This is a genomic window from Candidatus Saccharibacteria bacterium (genome assembly GCA_016700315.1).
In the GTDB taxonomy this organism is placed as follows: Bacteria; Patescibacteriota; Saccharimonadia; order Saccharimonadales; family SZUA-47.
Genome location: CP065013.1, coordinates 394,226 through 410,928, shown reverse-complemented (window position 1 = coordinate 410,928; position 16,703 = coordinate 394,226). Strand labels below are relative to the sequence as shown.

Here is a 16,703-nt window from a genome sequence, read left to right as displayed (position 1 = left end):
CATCTTGTCCTTCGCTACTTTTTCCATACTGTTCGGTTTATGTAACCAGTGTAGCTCATGATTATCCTCACAACCTTTTGGGAGACCTTCTCAACATCGTAGTCTTTTACGACAGACATTGTGCCAGATGTGACAACTTTTATAGAGTTTAACACCGTCTCCTTGTCTAGCCCCGTCATTATCAGCGTACCTTCATCCATGCCTTCGGGCCGTTCGTGGGCTTGTCGAACTGTAATTGCAGGGAACCCTAGTAGTGACGACTCTTCGGTAACAGTACCGCTGTCAGATATCACACAAAATGCGTTCTGCTGTAAGTGTACATAATCGGCAAACCCCAATGGCTTCATTAACCGAACTAACTCATGTAACTTAACTTCGTTTTTATCAATTAGTTTCTGAGTTCTGGGGTGGACTGAAAAAATAACAGGGAATTTATATAGTTCACAAATAGCATCAATGGAATCGATTAGATCTTTAAAGTTCTTCTCATTATCAACATTCTCCTCACGATGAACGCTGAGCAAAAAATATTTCTTTGGCTCTAAGTCTAAGTCCCTCAGAGCTTGACTTCTGTTTATACTTTTTTGATTATTGGCCAGCACTTCTTTCATACTAGAACCAACTTTGATAATCGTTTCAGGCGGTATACCCTCACGCATCAAGTATCTTCTGGCGTGTTCTGTTAGAGTCATATTAATATCACTTAAATGATCCACCACTTTTCGATTCAGCTCTTCTGGCACTCTCTGGTCAAAACATCTATTGCCCGACTCCATATGGAAAACAGGGATTTTGTTTCTTTTTGCTGAAATAACCGAAAGACAAGAATTTGTGTCACCATAAAGCAAGACTGCATCTGGTTTAAGCTCTTTCATTAGCTTATCGGCGCCAATGATGACATTACCTATTGTCTCTGCAGCATCATTGCCGGCAGCATTCATAAAAACATCGGGATTCCTGATGCCCATGCCATCAAAAAAGATTTCATTAAGCTCATAGTCGTAATTCTGACCGGTGTGAACTAGTATATGCTCGGCGTACTTATCGAGTTCTGCTATTACAGCGGATAATTTTATTATCTCAGGACGGGTCCCCACAATCGTCATTACTTTCACAGACTACCTCCTTGACTTTTTGGATAAATTTCTTTGTGATCGCTAACCCATTTTCTCATATCTTGGACCATTTGCTCGTAACTAGGAACACCAAAATCAAAGTCCGTTTTTCGGATTAAGCTTTTGTCGCTAACATATTCACTTTTTCGCTTTATCTCAATGCTTTTACCAAATGTTGTCTTGAAAAGCTGTAGCAAACTGAACTTATCAATTTTCTGGTTATTCACGACGTGCCTGAGACCAGACAAGTTACTTTCGATTGCTTTTTCTATACATTTTGCTAGCTCTATTGTTGTGACACCGGTCCAAATCACCTTATCAAAACCACTAACCTCGCCTGTCTGGTTCATAAACCACTGGAACAAACCAACGCCCTTTTCGTTAGGGTCGGGTCCCACTATCGAAGTTCTTAAGGTTAAGCTCCGCCCATTTTCTACTTCCCCAATAGCTTTTGACTGACCGTAAAAGCTTGTCGCGTCTTTTGGGCTGACTTCCGTGTACTCACCCTTTTTACCATCAAATACGCAGTCCGTAGATATATGTATAAACTTAGAATTAACTCTTCGACAAATTTCGTCAGCATAGTGTGGCAGATAACCATTTACTAACACTGCTAAAGATTTATTTTCTTCGGCTACCTGATTTAATAGTCCTATACAGTTTATTACAGCATCCGGTTTAATACTTTCTATGTATCTACTGAGGTCGCTCAGGTTTTTCGTAACATCAAAGTAAAATTCGTTCTCTAAATTACGGGTCGTTCCAAAAACTTGATGGTTGTTATCGCTGAAATATGCCCTGACTACATGCCCCAACATTCCGTCAGAGCCGAGAATAAATATCCTCACACTTCGACCTCACCCATTTTCTTGAGTAGTTCAATAATCTCATCTTCGTATATACGTCGTGTTTTGTCAGAACTATATTCTTCATACTGCACTACATCACCATCACCATCTGGGTAAAAGTTATTATAATTCATATCTCTGTTATCCATCGGTATCCTGAAGAATTCTTTTAAATCTTCAGCTTTTGACATTTCTTCACGAGTAACAAGCACTTCATGTGCTTTTTCACCATGCCTTGTGCCAATAATCACTGTTTTTGCTTTCGAATTTTTATACTTTTTTATAGCCTCTGCCAAAACTCCAATCTCTGCGGCTGGAGCTTTTTGGACAAATAAATCACCTTGGTTGCCGTGCTTAAAGGCAAATACAACCAGATCAACAGCGTCGGCTAGAGTCATCATGTAACGCGTCATTGTAGGGTCAGTGATAGTTAGGGGCTTACCTTCATCAATTAACTTGTAGAATAATGGTATAACCGACCCTCTTGAGCCCATAACATTTCCGTAACGGGTTAAGCAGATGGTCGTATCCGAGTCGTTACCCAACTCACGCGCTCTGGCAATTATTATTTTTTCCATCATTGCTTTACTAGTACCCATTGCGTTGATTGGGTAAGCAGCCTTGTCTGTACTGAGACAAATGATCTTCTTCACCTTTTTCCTAATAGCGACCGTCAACACATTGTCTGTACCAATAACATTAGTTTTAACTGCTTGTAGTGGGAAAAATTCACACGATGGCACTTGCTTGAGTGCCGCTGCATGGAAGATGTAGTCTACGTCTTTCATCGCCGTCTCAAGACTCGTTATATCTCGAACGTCGCCAATATAGAACTTTAGCTTAGGGTTGGCGTAACGCTTCCGCATGTCGTCTTGTTTTTTCTCATCACGCGAAAAGATACGTATTTCTTTAATGTTGGTGTTTAGGAAGCCTTTTAAAACCTCGTTACCAAAAGATCCAGTCCCACCCGTAATCAAGAGCACCTTATCTTTAAACATATTACCCCTTATGCCACACAAAAAGTGTGGAGTTTATTTACTCCACACTATTATAACGTTTTTACCCCTTGAGTAATAGGGCTTTACCTAGGTTTTGGCAATAAGCCTTTTTGCCTTAGGTCACCACGAAGATCTATTCTTGGTCTTGGGTGCTGTGGCCCATCTTCACCAAAGAAGCTAGATCGTGCGTCTAAATCGCCCTTTGCGCCATATATTGCCGCCTTGCCGGCTTCCAAGACAGCTAGCCTGGACTGATTCCCTTTTTCGTTTTGATCAACGAGGAAAGGAACCATAGTAGTACTTTCAGGAAAATCTCCTTTATACTTTTCAAGATAACGCCCGGTTCTCGCGGCATGTGGCACACCATGGACGACAGCCACCTTTCTAGTATCAGGCAGTTTGCCGGTTAAATATTCGGCTAGCTGCTTAACTTGGCCAGGGGTATTAACTTCGATTATTGGGCAAATAACGACTTTTTCTGGAGGTATCGGGAAGTCTTGCTGTTGCGAAAGCTCTAAGAAATGTTGGTTTTGTTGCGGAAATCGAGTACCCGGGTTCTGTTCGCTTTCACCGTTATAGTATAGAGTAGGCCCATGCAAGGCTACGTCCTCTCTGGTTACCCCACTTACCGGCTTGCCAAGACGAAGAGCTGTTACTTCGAGAACAATCTCTACAGACCTTACTATAGTACCTTTGTTAAACATCGTGCCCTCGTAGGGGTTGTCTTTTTCTCCTTCAGGGAAGCTTGCCGGCTCTTTTACAGTGCCGGGCGTAGACAAGGCCCAAACTACATCAATATCTGGAGTAACAAGCTGCTTGTTCATCTCACCATAAAGCGAGTGAACCTCGTCTAGCGCATTAGTAAATATTCTTCTTTCTTTTTCTCCGCCAAAGATTTGGCTTCGCATGGTTGGAGGTAATAATTGTTGCATAGCTAAAATACTACCATAAAATATGTAATTATGCAAGTATATTTATCCGCCTGTAGTGCCTGTTAGTTCTTATAGCTATAAGGTAGGCCTGTTAGCCCACCTACTGTATCGCTGTCCTTGCCATCATCTTGTATGGTGAACCTCCAGGATTTATTAGCATACTCAATAACGTGACCATCTTTGTCTTTAATGAGAGATGACAAATAGTAAGAGTCTGGGCCCAAAATCAAGCTTAACTTTGTAATCAATTGACCCCCTTTAGAAGTAGCGTGCCGGTGTTGCTGCCAAAAACATACTCATTATTGTAACCAACGATAGCCACACCGACCATACCAACGTTTTCAACATCTGGCCAGGATATTTTTACAGACATATTCTCACACTTGTTATATGTTGCTTTTTGACCCGTTATTCATAAGCATAGTCGAGTCTAACAATACCAGAAATCTCGCTATTAAAATCATCTCGAATTGTAAATTTCCAAACCTTATCAGCAAACTCAATACTACGATCCTTAGGACCATAGATTGCGGCGCTCAAGTAATACCTACCCGGGCCCAAATTCAAGCTAACAGAATAACGAATAGCCGATCCTTTTATTATTTTTTCCCCTGTGTTGCTAGCGAATACACACCTATCATCTTTATTGAATATGGCAACACCTGCCTTCTTTACGTCTTCACCCTCTGGCCATGCGAGATTTAGCTTCATAGTTTCATTCTGTTTGTATACAGGTTTGCAACCTGTTATTTTGATCTTTGAGGTGCTTTGGTCACCGCTATTCGCCTCTGGTTTATCTTCATTACTTCTGAGGTAGGCGTTTGCCACGTCTTTGACACTACCGATTATCTCAACTTTACCGTCGGATAACATTAATGCTCTTGTACATAGGTTCCTGATATTGTCCATACTGTGAGTCACGAGTACCACCGTTTGTTTGTTCTTGCGGTACTCCCAAAAAACGTCCATGCATTTTCTTTGGAATGCTTCATCACCTACCGCCAGAACCTCGTCAAAAATTAATATATCGTTTTTTGCTTTAACTGCTATAGAAAAAGCTAGCCTAACCTGCATGCCGCTGGAGTAGTTTTTCAGTTTTTTGTCCATGTGTTCTTCTAATTCGGCAAACTCGACGATGCTTTCATACATACCTTCCATTTCCTTGTGAGAAAACCCCAACAGTGCACCGTTAAGAAAGACGTTCTCCCTGCCTGATAGTTCTGGGCTAAAACCTACGCCTAACTCGATAAACGGGGTAAGTTTGCCATTGGTCTTTATAGCCCCTTTATCAGGCGAATAAATACCGGCCAACATCTTTAATAGTGTGCTCTTGCCGCTTCCGTTACGCCCGACAATCCCAAAAAATTCGCCTTTTTTATCTCAAAGTTAACATCGTCTAAGACTTGTTGCTTTTCAAAACTACGTTTACCTCTGAAAATGTTCAGGAAAAGGCCTTTGATACTTGAGCTTTTTTCATGCGGTAGGTTAAACGATTTTGATAAATTACTGACTTCGATTGCAACTTCGTCCGTCATTTTAGATATCCTCCGCAAAAGTTCTGGCTTGTTTTTTAAAATACACTACTCCAAATACCAACGATACCAAGATTACTCCTAGAGGGAGTAGCCAAGCGTAGTTACTGTTCCAAATTTCAGAGATTGTAAGTGTTTCTTGAGTAACGACTACATTCCTTATACCCTGAATAGAATGTGCTACTGGATTTATATACATTACTTTCAAAGCCGTCCAGTGTGAGGCCAATAGATTCGCGTTTTTCGTAATTGGATACAAAATTGGTGTTAAATAAAAACCAGCTTGAGTTATGATGTCCCATATGTAGCTTATGTCGCGATACCGCACATATAAAGCAGAAAGAAATAGTGAAATACCCAATGCAAAAAGATATATTTCCGCAATGTAAATTGGCAAAAAAAGTACGCCTGCAGATATGGGGGTTTTACTAATGATAATAAAAACTAAGACAACTACTAGGTTTAGAAGTAGGTTGATCGTCGCTCCTATGCTCACAGATAGCACTATTAACCATCTGGGGATTCTAATCTTTCTTATCAGATCACCCCTAGCGACTATTGCGCCAATACCCTGAGTCGTAACGTCCCCAAAGTAAGTCCATAGTACAATCCCCAACAGCAAGTAGACTGGGTAATGTGGCACTCCTTTACCTGCTTTGAAAACGACAGCAAAAACTAGATATGTAATGGAGAACATGAAAAGTGGTCTTAGTAATGACCAGGCATACCCAAGTATCGAGCCCTGATACCGTAGCTTAAAATCCGTTACGACTAACTCTCTTAAAACAGCTCGATTTTCTTTTTTAAAAATTTTCTGCATTATATCTATTCTATCAGATATGGATACCTCATACATGTTAAAATTCTACTAAATGAATATACTGATAATAAGAAATGCATACCAAAAAGATACGGGCGGAGCTGAACAGTATGCATATAATTTTGGGCTGGCGTTTAAAAAAGCTGGCCACGAACCTTTTGTCGTAACCAAGCACAAGGCAATACTAGATAAGTGCAAACTCAAGCAGATTAAAACCATCAAAGGCCTTTGGTACGAAAAACAGTCTTGGGATAGGCTATATTATTTACGTGCTTTGTACACTTCGGCTTGGTATATATATGTAATCATCTCTAAGAAGATTGACATTGTCCATCCTCAAAGCCGAGATGATTTCGTTTTTGCAACCTGGGCGGCAAGAATTTTGAGAAAAAACGTTTTTTGGACCGATCATGGCGATCTAAAATTTTTATTAGATCGCAAGAATCACCCACACCCACGGATGCAAAAATGGCTTTTGGCGTGCGCAAACTACACGCGGAAAATAATTTGTACCAGTGATTCGGAAAAACAAAAAATAATTGAGGTAGCAAGCGAACTAAAAGGTAAGTTAACTACCATCCATAACGGTGTCTTCCCGATTTATGCGCCAGTGCCCGCGCACAAAACAAAACCGGTTATTGGAGCAATATCCCGCCTGGTGCCTGACAAGGGGATAAAGGAAATACTCGAAGCCTTTTCTAAACTAGTAAATTTTGACGGGGAGCTGTGGTTAGTTGGGAGTCTAAGCGGAAATGGCGAGATTTACAAGTCATTAGCCACGAAGCTCGGTGTAGCAAACCGAGTCAGGTTTGTTGGATATGTTAATAATTCCGACAACTACCTAGCCCAGATGGACTACTTTGTGCATGCTAGTTACCATGAATCATTTGGCATAGCTGTAGCGGAAGCATGCATGGCTGGGTTGCCTATTGTAGCCACAAATGTCGGTGGCATACCTGAAATTGTTGAGTCAAATGTTTGTGGTTTACTTGTCCCGCCAAAAAATAGCGCTTTGTTAACAGAGGCATTACAAGAATTGATTAGCAACTCTGAACTAGCGTCAAAGCTTGGTCAAAACGCAAAAAAACGTGCTATCGAGAACTTTGATTTTCAAAAAATTGTTGAAGAGCAGATAATACCTTTATACAAAGAGGCTTTGAAATGAGATTATTTATCGAATCCAGTGCCATAATTGCAGAGCGATCCGGTATCGGCGCATTCACAAAAAGATTGATCGAAGCTTACCATAAAGAATTCCCTGAACAAAAAATCAAGTTGTTTGGTTTCAGATTATTCTATAGAAAATTTACCCCGCCCATCCCAAAAACAGATTCATTGAATTATCGTTTAATTAGGTGGTTCCCTGGCAAAATATATACAGGTCTTTTCAAAAATGGCGTACCCTTACCTATTGATGCATTTATTGGTGCCAGCAGAAAAGACGTAATACTTTTTCCAAATTTTGTAAGATGGCCACTCGTACTAAACAAGCGCTCAGTAGCTATAATACACGACCTGTCGTTCGTCTTTTACGGTCAGTACAGTTCGGGACCGAACAAAGACTACATGCTCAAATTTGTACCCAAAACAATAAAAAAAGCCAACCATTTAATCACTATCTCCGAGTGCAGCAAAAAAGATATGTCTGAGTATTACGGCATAGCGCTAGATAGGGTATCTATTGTTAATCCTTTCATTGACATGTCATTGTTCAAACGTACTTCGTCCAGTGAAATTGCAAGAGTAAAGCATAAGCTAAAATTACCTAAGAAATATCTTTTATATATGAGCACCATCGAACCAAGAAAAAACGTTATTGGTTTACTTGAAGCCTACCAAAAATTACCTAAAAAAGTTTTGGAAGAATATGGCTTAGTTTTGGCAGGCGGTAAAGGATGGCTTAATGATGAAATCCACGCAGAGGCCGACAGACTTGTGGATCAGGGGTTAAATATTGTCCGCACTGGATACATCGCAGATGAGGATTTAGCAGCACTGTACAGCGGAGCGACATTGTACGTATTTATCCCACATTATGAAGGGTTTGGCATTTCGCCATTAGAAGCAATGGCTTGTGGCATACCAGTTATTACTAGTAATAATTCCTCGTTGCCGGAGGTAGTTGGAAAAGCTGGACTTTTAGTCAATGCGGCAAAGCCTCTGGAAACGACTAAAGCCATAGAAAAATTACTAAATAGCCCTGCTTTATGTAAAAGAATGGTAAAAGAAGGCTACAGCCAGGCTGCCAAATTTAGCGCATCAAGATCGGCAAAACAACTACAGTCAGCCATCGATAAAGTTAGCTCTTAACAGACAACAATAGGCCGGATAGGCCCCACCAGGTGTAGGCTATGGTTTCGTTGGACCAAGTGTGAATTAGCAGCGAGGTTATTAATAGACCCGCCAAACTAGCTAGAAGTGCTCTGCCGGCTGGCAAATGACGCAAGCCAAGAAGCTTTTTTATAACCGTAAATAAAATCGCTACAAATATTATTATGCCCAGCCAGCCGACTTCTTCTGCTATTTGCAGATAGTAATTCTCGTTTAAAATAGTGCCCTGAGTCTGATTGCGAATTGATGTCAGGCCTGCCGTACCAGGGCCTGAGCCAAGTGGGTTATGGGCGATTCTACTGATTGATTCTTTGAAGAATCTAGCTCGTAGTTGGTTAGGGTTCTCCAGCACGGTTTGTTCGTCGGCGTGAAATATAACGTTTTTAACTAGATAGGAATTACGTAGAGCAAGTCCCGACAAAGTGGCTATACATAGTAAAGCCGCTAGGCTCAGCAAAATCCTATTGCGATACTTTTTTAGATATTCAAAGCTGGTCGGCTCCAGTGCCAACAAACAAGCCACTGTTGCAACCAGCCCTATTAGTGCACCCCTCGAAAAACTAAACCACAAGCACGCCAGGCTAAGTAGCAAAACACTGATATAGAGTTTTTTTAATTTTCTTGTAGCGCACAAGCTAAAGGCCAGACTTAGCGCAATTATTATTAACATATAAGATCCCAGCGAGTTTGGGTCTTTGAGCGTCGACATTGACCGTTCTAAATCTGGTTTTTCGTCTATGAAAAAAGCTGGCGGTGTACCATTGGCTCGACTATAGCCCAGATGACTCAGCGCGTTGTTTGGTAGCACTAGGTATTGAACTATACCAAATATAGCGACTACCGCCCCGCTCACCAGCGCAAACCGCAAGGTCTTCTTGAGCAGGTGCTTGTTTTCCGGCCAGCCGGCGACTATCGCGCCGTAAATAAAAATCGCAAAAAACCTAAGGTTATAGACGACTCCTAAGACTTCGGCATCCTGTTCTGTCGAGCGAAATGTTGCCAGCACAATTGTTAGCAGGCCATAAGCCATTATCAGGATTGTTAGCTTATTTTTAAGCAATGCTCTAAGCTGTGTTTTGCCAGCGGCCGCGGCGGCAATTAACAGCCCTGCTACAGCAAATACATCTTTAAATATCTTGGCGACTGTCATTACACCAAGACTAGAACCAACCCACGTCGCAAGAAGTACATGAAACGGCATGTAGGCAACTAACACCAAAAATATTATGGTCGAAATACTTCTTAATCTCTGCCTCATTACTTATAATTATAGCTAATGGGGAAAACAATTGTTATTGATATTCGCATCCGCCGCTCCAGTACTGGGCGCTACGCTGATCGGCTAGTCGAGCACTTACAGAAAATTGACAAAGAAAATAACTACATCATTCTACTTGAGCCAACCGACACTTGGCAGCCGAGCGCCCCAAACTTTAAAGCTGTTGCCTGTAAGTACAAACGCTTTTCATTTAACCCAGCTGATCAGATTACTTTTGCAAAATTCCTGAACTCGCTTCAAGCGGATTTGGTACACTTTGCAATGACGCCGATGGAGCCGGTTTTTTATAGTAAGCCGCGCATTACAACAACTCACGATCTGACCATGCTCCGCTTCACTCGCGCTGGCAAACTACCGACACTTCTTCATTGGATTAGAATGGCCGGATATAAATTTTTGTTTTGGCATTCGCACCGAGCCAGCCGCAAAATAATCGTTCCAACCAATTTTGTTGGCCAAGACTTAATTAAGCTCCAGCCTTTTACGAAGAAAAAGATAGTTGTTACATATGAATCAAGCGAGCCACCTACAGAGATTGAGGCTACCCCCCCAGAAGCTATCTCAGCCCTAGGACCTCAGCCCTCAGCTCTCGCCTTTCTGCTTCACGTTGGGTCGCCCCTACCTCATAAAAACATTGAGTGTCTAATAAAAGCCTTCACCTTATTAAAAGAAAAACACCCCAATCTGCTTCTGGTTCTTGCTGGCAAAAAAGAGCAATATTTCGAAAAATTAGAAAACTCTTTGAAGAACTCATCAGTCAAAGATGACATCATATTGCCCGGTTTTGTCAGTGACGGCCAACTAAAATGGCTGTACGAAAATGCGGCTGCTTACGTCTTACCTAGCTTAAGCGAGGGTTTTGGTCTGCCTGGTTTAGAGGCAATGGCTCATGGGACGCCACTCGTCAGCTCAAATGCGACTTGTCTGCCCGAAGTTTATGGCCAAGCCGCCCAATTCTTTGATCCCAAAGATTACCTCGATATGGCCGCTAAAATTGATGAAGTAATAACTAACCCCGCCCTGGCAGACAGCTTGGTAAAGAACGGCCACAAACAACTCAAGAACTACTCATGGTCAAAAATGGCGTGTGAAACTCTAGGCGTTTATAAATCTGTATTAGAAGGCAAAAAATAGTGAAGAAGCTGCTCTATGTATTTTTCCTTGCTCTTGTTTTGGTTGGTCCCCAAGCCGATGTTTACGCCAGACAAACCAGCCTACAGTTCAACCAAAACGAGCTTCAGCAACCCGTAACTACCCAGGGCGACAATCAATCTACTAGTGCAACAGTAAGCCCGCAGAACGACGGCTACCAAGCCTTAAACCCAGAGCCAATCGGCCAGTTCGAACTCAAAGTGTCAGGTGCCAAACCAACAGAACTCAGTACTGTCACTACACAAAGTAAAGCAACTGTTGGATTACCAATTATTTTATTGACACCAATAACCGTTATCTTGGCCATAATAATACTAACCATGAAATATCTCCGAAGATCAAAACTCAACTTGCCCTCCCTGTAAACATAAGCTTTAATATAGTTATGGCAACAAAAAGCAGTAAACTCAGAAGCCAGCCCAGTCAGACAAAATCAGACAGAGTTAGTAGACCATCTGCTCCGCTTAAACAAGTTGAGCTTCCCAAAAACAGCTAGTTTTGGTAGGTTTATGATTGCCTTGATTGTTGGTCTGTTCATTTGGATAGCAGTTATCCCATTTGTAAAGCAATACTATTATTACAGAAGTAACTTGGGTCTAATTAAAGACGTAAAGGCATTAAAGAAAGAGTTTGAAGATGAGCTAGGAATCCAGCTAACTTGGGAAAATGGATGTATGAAGCCTCAAGCCCTAAATGATGCATTATATAGCAGATGGTCTTGCCATATGCTATTTAAGAGCGACGAGGCCTATGAGTATGATTTTGATAAGATTACCAGTACTGTAGGTTCTAAGCGCTATGTTAAGGACACATTCAAACTCGAAGAACCAAGGAAGGGATTCGAGTTTAACTACAAGGGAAATGGTCCTGATTGTGGCATATATTTCGGACAAAAAACAGGCTTCACATACAGATGTGGCTTTTCGGTCGATAAGCTGTACAAAAACCGAATAAACGCCGAACTAGGACTAAATAATAAAGGTTATCAAAAATAGCTGGGGAGAATGTCTTTCGCCTGGGTAACGCCTGATAGTAGTTGGCGGTTTGGTCTAAAAAAGTTGCTTGCTCTCTCGTAATACATAAGCTTTAATATAGTTATGGTTAAAAAAACCAATAAAAAGAGTTCTGCAAAATCGAGAATATTTACTGGTATTGATTTTTCAGGCTCTAGGATTTTAGTATACATTTTAGCCTTTCTCGTATTTGCATACTTTACCGGCGGCTATATATTGCAATCAGACAAAAGAGCTTCAATAAAAAATGCCAAAGCGATAATTGACGATGTAAGGGTGTTGAAGCTAGAACTGGAACAGAAGCTAGGTGTTAGCCTGTCTGAGGACGCCGACTGTACGCAGTCTAGCGGCAAGACAGATACGAAGTATAGTAGTTGGGGGTGTCATATCAGTTTTGCCGCACAAGGCGTAGACGGCTCATATATTGTGAGCTTCAAAGAGTTGATTGAGCTACAATATCACACTAAAGATAAGTTTAGTAACTCCACCAATTTATCAGACTTTGGTTTTTACTATTTTAGCAATCCTGGCCCTACATGTGGGACACACAGCCAAGAGAACACCGTGAACCTATATTGTAGCTTCGGAGTCGACAACGACGCAATCGGCGACGTTACAAAGTTATTGGGCATAGAACAGCCCAAGGGAAATGGTCGCGGTATCTTCCTCTAATTCTTAGCAGATTTTTATACAAATTTGTAAAATATTACTAGCGCAGTCAATTTTACCAAAAATAGTATTGAAATGTATTCTGTCTAGTAGTATTCTCAACTCATGAAGTTGAGATTCTGGCTACTTATTGTTTTATCATTAGCATTTTGTGTTTATTTTGGTACTCCGAAAGTCTTTGCCCTATCTGATTGGCAAGATATTAATCAGACAAACTTTAGCGACTCTGACTACAATTCAAGTAGCCTCATCGAGGGCAACATGAATTGTATTTCTAGAACACTCAAAGTGCCACTAGTATCGTCTCAAACTGTCTACAACCCCGACGGCAGCATCAATATGTCTGCAAGTACTTTTAACTACCAGAACTACAACGACTCTTGCATGGGCGCAGCTAATGGTATGTACATGTCGTATTTTGGTGAATATGTCAGCGACTCATTAATTGGCAACACGATACCCTTCTACTCTCCAACTAGAGGATCGATAAGGTGGCTGCCGGGCAACACTAAAACTGCTCTAAATATTAATCTAACTCCGTATTCTATTTACACCACAAGAATAAGCATTAACTATAATTTTCTCGGGATAAGCACTCTAAGGAATGATGGCGGAACAGTCGTATACAAGCCAAGTACGGTTGCGGACTATATAAGATATGCTGATGGCTCGATTATAGACAACTTCGATGGTACCGCAAGAAGTTCGAACAACGGTGAATTTTTACTGCTCCGAATGTACGGCGGCCAGATGCTTAGAGTCAATACTAGAACCAAGGAAATAACTCCTTTTGCTCACTTTTTTACTGGAGTTGGCTCTGGTTTGACCGCATCAATCACTAACGACGGAAGATATGTTTTGTTGGACAAGGTGTAAATATGTACATTTACGATCTTGTAGCCTGCCAAGCTAAGTATGCCAATAACCAAATGCCTTTTAGCGTTAACAGCCAGATAAGCTTTGCCGGCTGTACCAACATAAATAAGGATGTTCGCACTTTGAGCACAAATTTTTCAGATGCATCTGGATTTTGGAACTCACGTTTTGACGACGATGGGACAAGACTTATGGCTGATGCTTATTGGCGAGACAACAGCAACCAAGGCCATTGGAAGAGAGCGATTATTAAATCTGCTTCCCATAAAGAGCCGGCTGGGTATTTGGCGATGGGTGATAGCTTTGCCAGTGGCGAGGGAGATAATGATGATTACTACTATGAGGCACCAACCAATACTCGTGCTACTAGTACTAGTGAAGATAAAAACCTTTGCCACCTTTCTAGGCGAAGTTACTCATATCGGATAGCTAGCATATTGAACCTTAGCAGTGCCTTTGTAACACCTGCACCCGATGGTTTATTCCACAGCATTACTTGTAGCGGCGCAAAAACATTCAACATTGATGGACAACGAACAGAAAGTGACGTCGTAAACGAAGGGCCAAACCAGTATGATTATTTCAACAACGATGCATTAAAAGAATGGACACCCGGATACGATTATCAAACCAGTTACCTTAACGGTTTACATAACATAGGAATTGTCAACCCAAAGACTAATCCAAAAGTGATTACACTAAGCGTTGGTGGGAATGATGCGGGTTTTGCAGAACGTCTAGCTTACTGCATACTCCCAAATAAATGCGCCCCAGCGACGCCCAACAATACAGATGCTAGAAGTATTGTTGCTATAGAACTGGCTAACCTAAAAGATAGACTACAAACAACCTATACTTCAATAAAAAGAGCGGCACCCGAATCCAGAGTATACGTTATTGGCTACCCACAATTTGTATCTCTACAGTCAACTTGTGGTGTAAACGCTTCCGGGCTAGACAGCGACGAGAGAATTTTCATCAGAGAGACTGTGTCCTATTTCAACAGGGTAATAGCCTCCGCTGCAGCAGAAGCTGGAGTAACATATGTGGATGTCGAGGACATACTTGAATACAACAATCTTTGCAGTGGTAGCCTTGACACAGACACATGGGTGAATGGAGCAACTTTTGGTGATGATATACCTGACATTAGGGGAAAAATGTCTTTCTTGAGAATACTTGGTAATGAAAGTTTCCACCCCAATGAGAAAGCTCAGTCTCAGTACGCTTCAGCAATACTGCTCAAAACCTCGAATCTCACAGCACCAATGCCCACAGCAACCAAGACCCCCCTGCCGATTCCCAATGCATATTTTGGTGCTGCCGTAGCACACATAGGTGCGGTAAATTCTGGAACAGCAAGTTTTACAGACACACAAGAGCTGCACAGTATGATTAGTAGTTTGGATAGAAATAAATTGTTTATTGATGTGAGTAAATTATTGCCCTTTACTACATACAAGTTTTTCATTCATTCGACACCAACGTATTTAGGCGAAGCAATAACAGATCAAAACGGCAATCTTAGTGCCTCATTTGAACTGCCCAATGGCCTTGAGCAAGGCTACCACGAGCTACATATGAAGGGCAGTAATATAGCTGCAAAGAATTTAGATTATTACCAACCAGTTTTTGTGGCATCGTCTGATCCGAACGACACCGATGGTGACGGGATAGTAAACGACCAGGACAAGTGTTTGTTTGTGCCTCAGGCCAATCAAGACTATGACAAAGATGGTATTGATGACGGTTGCGACGGGTTTATTGCGGAGCCGCCAAAAGACACCACACCTCCAACCGTAACAGGGTCCACCAACACTGCACCAAATGAAAATGGCTGGTTTAATCAAGCTCCTACTATTGACTGGGCCGCAGCCGAAACTGGTTACAGCGAAGGGCCAGCAACAACTCCAGCACCAACAACCGCAGATCAAGAGGGTGAGCATACCTACACTAGCTCGCAAAGCTGCGACCCAAGCGGTAACTGCGCAACCGGCCAACTAACCGTCAAACTCGATACAACCGCCCCGTCGATCACACCCACTTACAGCTCTCAGCCAAACAGTGGCGGCTGGTTTAACCAGCCCGTCACTGTGAGCTTTAGCTGCAGCGATGAGACGTCCGGCGTTGCCGACTGCCAAGAGCCAATAACTGTCACGACAGACGGTGAGCTAAATGTCATTACCGCAACCACGCACGATAAGGCCGGCAATGAAACGACACTAAACATTTATCTTAAACTTGATCAAACTAAACCAAGTATTTCGTATAACCTTAGCCCAGCCCCGAACAATCAAAACTGGTTTAGCCAAGACTTTGTCGCAAGCTTTGTCTGTTCAGATGAGTCAAGCGGCATTGAGTACTGCTCAGAGCCACAGACCATTAGTTCTAGCGGCGTTATAACTGCAGCCGCCCGGGATTTGGCCGGCAATGAAAGCACGATAAGCTTTCAAGCACAAATCGACAAGCAATCACCCAGTATTGTTGCCGCAGCGAGCTCGGCCGCAAACACTTACGGCTGGCACAACCAACCCTTCACAATTAGCTTTGAATGTAGTGACGAGCAATCGGGAGTCGCAAGCTGCCCAGCACCGATTAGTGTTGGCAGCGAGGGCGAACAAATCCTGACAGGCATAGTAACCGACAACGCTGGCAACTCTAGCATGGTTAACATCTTGGCAAAACTAGATTTAACGACTCCAACTATCACTCCAACCTATAGTGTCCAGCCAAACTCTAGCGGTGTATTTACAAGTGGCGTCACTATCAGCTTTAGTTGTTCTGATGGTTTGTCTGGTATTGCAGCCTGCCCTAATCCTGTGACTATCACGACCAACGGCAGCACCACGCTGAGCGTAACTGTAGTAGATAAGGCTGGCAACAGCTACAACTGGACGAAAACTATAACTATTCAGGCCCCGCAAACCACTACTTGCACTGTTCAGCTAGTGCTCAAGGGCAAATGTGCGCCAAAAGATTTAACTCAGTGTAAAACCCGAATTTGGCCTAAATCGGTCTGCAACTCACTAGGTCTGCTGTTTGAGATACTGATTAGACTTTACAGTCTATATAGGCCCTAGTTGGCTGCCCAAGTCTGTCCGCATGGTCTGCTTACATATTCAGGGATGGATCGTATTA

General features: G+C 42.1%; 15 protein-coding genes and 1 pseudogene. 8 read left to right on the top strand and 8 right to left on the bottom strand.

Going from position 1 to position 16,703, the window contains the following annotated elements; all coding sequences use genetic code 11:
* Window positions 1–14: 14 nt before the first annotated feature.
* The 7 genes and pseudogenes from wecB to IPO96_02015 all read right to left on the bottom strand — a co-directional run bounded on the left by wecB (window position 15) and on the right by IPO96_02015 (window position 6,245).
* Complete coding sequence (gene wecB / locus IPO96_02045) at window positions 15–1,106, bottom strand: UDP-N-acetylglucosamine 2-epimerase (non-hydrolyzing) (protein QQS65313.1); 1,092 nt, start codon at window positions 1,104–1,106, stop codon at window positions 15–17.
* Between the two features lie 5 nt (window positions 1,107–1,111).
* Complete coding sequence (locus IPO96_02040; protein ID QQS65312.1) at window positions 1,112–1,963, bottom strand: SDR family oxidoreductase; 852 nt, start codon at window positions 1,961–1,963, stop codon at window positions 1,112–1,114.
* A complete protein-coding gene (locus IPO96_02035; GenBank protein QQS65311.1) occupies window positions 1,960–2,961 on the bottom strand; it encodes a polysaccharide biosynthesis protein in 1,002 nt (333 codons plus the stop codon). Before IPO96_02035 ends, IPO96_02040 begins: the two co-directional genes overlap by 4 nt.
* Before the next feature lie 83 nt (window positions 2,962–3,044).
* Window positions 3,045–3,893 carry a hypothetical protein gene (locus tag IPO96_02030; protein QQS65310.1) on the bottom strand — a complete coding sequence of 283 codons (849 nt, stop codon included), beginning with the start codon at window positions 3,891–3,893 and terminating at the stop codon, window positions 3,045–3,047.
* Window positions 3,894–3,955: 62 nt separating this feature from the next.
* Window positions 3,956–4,141, bottom strand: coding sequence for a hypothetical protein (locus IPO96_02025; protein QQS65309.1), 186 nt, complete (start codon window positions 4,139–4,141; stop codon window positions 3,956–3,958).
* A 160-nt stretch (window positions 4,142–4,301) separates the two neighbouring features.
* Window positions 4,302–5,428 (bottom strand): annotated as a pseudogene (locus IPO96_02020) (ABC transporter ATP-binding protein).
* A gap of 1 nt (window position 5,429) precedes the next feature.
* Window positions 5,430–6,245 carry an ABC transporter permease gene (locus IPO96_02015; protein QQS65308.1) on the bottom strand — a complete coding sequence of 272 codons (816 nt, stop codon included), beginning with the start codon at window positions 6,243–6,245 and terminating at the stop codon, window positions 5,430–5,432.
* Window positions 6,246–6,297: 52 nt separating this feature from the next.
* Between IPO96_02015 and IPO96_02010 the strand changes: the two genes are divergently transcribed.
* Entirely contained in the window at window positions 6,298–7,410 is a 1,113-nt protein-coding gene (locus IPO96_02010; GenBank protein QQS65307.1) for a glycosyltransferase family 4 protein, read from the top strand.
* Window positions 7,407–8,555 (top strand): glycosyltransferase family 4 protein, encoded by a 1,149-nt coding sequence (locus tag IPO96_02005; GenBank protein ID QQS65306.1) that lies wholly within the window; start codon window positions 7,407–7,409, stop codon window positions 8,553–8,555. Before IPO96_02010 ends, IPO96_02005 begins: the two co-directional genes overlap by 4 nt.
* Here the strand turns inward: IPO96_02005 and IPO96_02000 are convergent.
* Window positions 8,545–9,834: an O-antigen ligase family protein gene (locus tag IPO96_02000; GenBank protein ID QQS65305.1), complete on the bottom strand. Its 1,290-nt coding sequence runs from the start codon at window positions 9,832–9,834 to the stop codon at window positions 8,545–8,547. The two genes, IPO96_02005 and IPO96_02000, sit on opposite strands and share 11 nt — an antisense overlap.
* Before the next feature lie 18 nt (window positions 9,835–9,852).
* Between IPO96_02000 and IPO96_01995 the strand changes: the two genes are divergently transcribed.
* From IPO96_01995 to IPO96_01970, 6 genes are all read left to right on the top strand, one after another.
* A complete protein-coding gene (locus IPO96_01995) occupies window positions 9,853–10,989 on the top strand; it encodes a glycosyltransferase family 4 protein (protein QQS65304.1) in 1,137 nt (378 codons plus the stop codon).
* Complete coding sequence (locus IPO96_01990; GenBank protein QQS65303.1) at window positions 10,989–11,372, top strand: hypothetical protein; 384 nt, start codon at window positions 10,989–10,991, stop codon at window positions 11,370–11,372. The genes IPO96_01995 and IPO96_01990 overlap by 1 nt, the downstream gene beginning before the upstream one ends.
* Window positions 11,373–11,516: 144 nt before the next feature.
* Entirely contained in the window at window positions 11,517–12,002 is a 486-nt protein-coding gene (locus tag IPO96_01985; GenBank protein ID QQS65302.1) for a hypothetical protein, read from the top strand.
* Window positions 12,003–12,104: 102 nt separating this feature from the next.
* Window positions 12,105–12,692 carry a hypothetical protein gene (locus IPO96_01980; protein ID QQS65301.1) on the top strand — a complete coding sequence of 196 codons (588 nt, stop codon included), beginning with the start codon at window positions 12,105–12,107 and terminating at the stop codon, window positions 12,690–12,692.
* A gap of 102 nt (window positions 12,693–12,794) precedes the next feature.
* A complete protein-coding gene (locus IPO96_01975) occupies window positions 12,795–13,565 on the top strand; it encodes a hypothetical protein (GenBank protein ID QQS65300.1) in 771 nt (256 codons plus the stop codon).
* A gap of 2 nt (window positions 13,566–13,567) precedes the next feature.
* Window positions 13,568–16,645: an SGNH/GDSL hydrolase family protein gene (locus IPO96_01970; GenBank protein QQS65299.1), complete on the top strand. Its 3,078-nt coding sequence runs from the start codon at window positions 13,568–13,570 to the stop codon at window positions 16,643–16,645.
* Window positions 16,646–16,703: the final 58 nt, after the last annotated feature.